General features: G+C 41.1%; 2 protein-coding genes and 1 pseudogene. All 3 read right to left on the minus strand.

The window, feature by feature from the left end; all coding sequences use genetic code 11:
• Window positions 1-42 precede the first annotated feature (42 nt).
• Window positions 43-327: pseudogene (locus ACM0OX_RS35325) on the minus strand (hypothetical protein); the annotation flags it as partial.
• Window positions 328-869: 542 nt separating this feature from the next.
• Complete coding sequence (locus ACM0OX_RS35330; protein ID WP_414519833.1) at window positions 870-1,628, minus strand: hypothetical protein; 759 nt, start codon at window positions 1,626-1,628, stop codon at window positions 870-872.
• Between the two features lie 91 nt (window positions 1,629-1,719).
• Window positions 1,720-3,153 (minus strand): vWA domain-containing protein, encoded by a 1,434-nt coding sequence (locus tag ACM0OX_RS35335; RefSeq protein WP_414519835.1) that lies wholly within the window; start codon window positions 3,151-3,153, stop codon window positions 1,720-1,722.
• Window positions 3,154-3,450: the final 297 nt, after the last annotated feature.

Genomic DNA, 3,450 nt, shown 5'->3' on the forward strand with positions numbered 1-3,450 from the left:
CTCTAATTCCTTTTGATTTGCGTTCTCTCATATCGCTTTTAGTCTAAACTCCAGTGCTAACCGCAGTCGTATTTGGGGAAAGTGTTGCAGGTATTCCGCAATCTGGGGTAAGTCTGCTTCTTCTACAACCGTTGCTGTTTTTTCATCCACAGCCTGAAAGATGCCCCAACCTTCAAATTTACGAGGTTTTGGACTGAAGGTGTAGATCATCCCGGCTACCCGTGTGCGAACTCGTCCACCTTTGACACAGGGTGCGAGAAATTGGGTGGTAGACAATTGTGCTTCTGCGATCGCAATTTGGTTGATTAGCTTAAATATGTTAGTCATAACTAATATCAATTTTCAAAAATAAGGCTACCAATGCAACCCTATAAAATCTGATTTTCTTAATTACGAATTACGAATTACGAATTACGAATTAATAAAATTCTGCGTGCAAGTTGGTGGAGCATTGCGTGTTCTCAGTTACTAGAGGGACTTCGCTGGTGAGTTGTTACACACTCTTTCAAGGAATGGCTACTTTTAAGCCTACCTCCCAGGTTCTTCGCACTCCCCGTTCACACACGCCCACTGCATTTGGCAGTGTTATCTTTCCTCTCGTACTAGTATGTAGGCTCCAAGAGTTGGGGCACGCAGGATATTAATATAATACAATATACTACATAAACTTGGAAGAGATGAAAAGAGAGATTTTGGAGTAGAGCGATCGCTGGTACTTCATAGGCCTTCTTCATGTGGCTTTATCACCTCCTTGGCTTGAGCGATCGCTTGAATGAAGTACCACAACAAGTACTATAAAAACGAGGTAATCAAGTCCGGCTCGTCTAACTTTACCTTAATTTTATCTCTTTTGTAATTCACTCAAATGGCTATATGAAGATCCGAGGCAAGTTGTTAGACTCCGAATAGAGAGTGGAATTGTATTTTAATTTGAAATCTGATATTAAATGATTATGTTGATAAATAATATTGTTATTCACAAAATCTATGAGTTGAGTTAAAGTTAAAATTTCATCGAAGCCGACATTTAGCAAATTCCCACCAGTAGTGAAATGTAAAGTATTTCTTAACGTATAAAAATTATTTATAATCTCCTTTATTTTTTGGTCAATTTCCTTTAGATATTGCATATAATTTGGGCTATCAAGTATAAAATCAAGTCCTAATGTATAGTTTTTTAGGGATTTAATATAGTACTGAGTTCCTATGTCTTGAGTAGAAAATGGCTCATAGAGCTTCAATTCATTGATAGACACAGGTTCGTCATTTTGCTTTTTAGAAATAGCTTTGTACTTCTTGTTGTTGATATTTCCATCTATTTTATGAACCACAAAGCCTTGATTAAGAAGAGAAGCTTTTACATAATTTTCAAAAGAAATTGATATTTTAATGCTATCGTTTAAATTTTCGCGCGCTAATAGAGCTAATAAAGATTGATTTTCATATCTAAAAGCAATTATTGAATCACTTTGCATTTCATTGACAAGATTATTGAGAAAAGTAAAATTTTCTATTATTTTTGCATCTTTAAAGTTTCTATAACAAAAAGCAAGCATTGAAATCACAGTACACGTTTTATGAAATTCATCAGCATAACAAACATTACCAATACATGAGAGAGGAAGCATATTTGACAAAAACTATGAATATATAATTTTATTAGACTTTATAAAGTAGGCAATGTTTATTGTAATAATAAACATTGCTATATCTTACAACCTACTTATCATCTCGCACAGGCAACGGCATATCCAAAATCTCCATCAGCAGATCCAGACGAGAGGGGCGCGTCAGGAGTGGGACAATGTTCGGCAAACTGTAGTAGTCACCCGCGAAAGTGAACGTATCTACAGGTGCTTGCTGCTGCTTCAGTTGACTCTCCACCCAGTTGTAATGAGTACCCACACGGACAATCACCACATTGGGCATTATCGCCAACTCCCGGCAGTAGTTCTTGTAGACTTCACCGAAATAAGGAGCCGCATTTTCGCCCTCATCCGTTACCAAAATTATCTGGTCAACTACCTGCTTCTTCTTCCGCATTGCTTCCAATGCACAGCCGATGCTAGTACCACCGCCTGCATTGATGTGCTGGAAAGCACGCTCCCAGTCGCTCAACTCCTTGCCTTTTGCTGTAACAGTGTAAGGAATGGTGTCGAAGGCGTAGACAAACAGTTCTGCCTTAGTGATACCAGAGATTAGGGCAGCAAGTTGCTTACCGATCGCGATCGCATTTTCCATTGAACCAGACTTGTCCACCAATAAAGCAGTTGGACGAGCGATCGCACCACGCCGTTTCACCTGTTCGTTAGTCACCTTTTCCAGTTGGGCAACGGTGTCTGCGTCAAAATATCCTGCGTCTGTGGCAATCTGTGCTTTGAATGCTGAGACACGCCCACTCTTAGACGCTGCTTCCAGCTTAGAGTCAATCAACTTCTTGACTTGTGGATGATCCATTGCACCTCTAGTCTGGAGAGACTTGAGGTTGTTGATCGCTTCTTGAGGAGACATGCTGTTGATTAACGCCACCAATACAACTGGTGTAAGTTGCTTGATAGCACCAATTGCGATCGTATAGGGAATTTTGAACTCCACAATCAGCCGTGCCTGTTCTGCGGCATTTTCAGCCTTCGCAAGCTGCTTCAGCACATTTGCTAAGGAACCCTCTGGAGGAGTATCGCGGAATAGAATCGCATTTGCCCGCTCATTTGGCTTGATGTGCAGTGAAGCATATAAGTGCTTCATTGCTTTACGACCTCGCAAAGCGGCGCGATCGAACAGAGCCGGATTGCTTTCCCGTGTCTTCAAGTAACGCCGTACCGCAGTGCGAGCGGAACGAGGCAGTTTATTCTGCTGCTGCTTCATGAAGTCCACCACACGAGCCACCTGATAGGGTGGAAACTCTTGCAACATCATAAATCCAGCATCTCGGTGTTCAGTCAAATTGCTGGTTAACAAATGAGCAATAAACACCTCCTTGTGATCGCGGACATCACCATGACGCTGATACCAAACTGCCAGGTGTCCGTAGAAGATGGGATCGAGTTCAACAATTAACTGATGAATTTCTGCGACTTGCTCAAGCTTGCGGTGAGGAGTTGTGAGCAAACTGTTGAGCATTTCCAAACGCAGGTCACGTTCTGCGGTATTCATTATGAACCTCCTTTAAGAATTTTGGATTTTAGATTTACGATTTTGGATTGCAATCAAAAATCCAAAATCTAAAATCTAAAATTGCAGGAGGCAGATGTTGCACGCGGGGCGATAAAGTCACCGCGCAAGTTGTAGAAGCATTATGTATAACTTGTGCAGAGTTATGTAAGCTTCTGCGATCGGGGCGCGGCAACAACTGCCAGTTTTGATGTAAGGGAACTCCAAGAAATAAATTATCCAATATTGTGGGGTGGGCATCTTGCCATTGGTGTCAAGTTAAGAAAAATAGAGTCTTGT

Source organism: Nostoc sp. PCC 9305, from assembly GCF_963920915.1.
Classification (GTDB): Bacteria; Cyanobacteriota; Cyanobacteriia; order Cyanobacteriales; family Nostocaceae; genus Nostoc.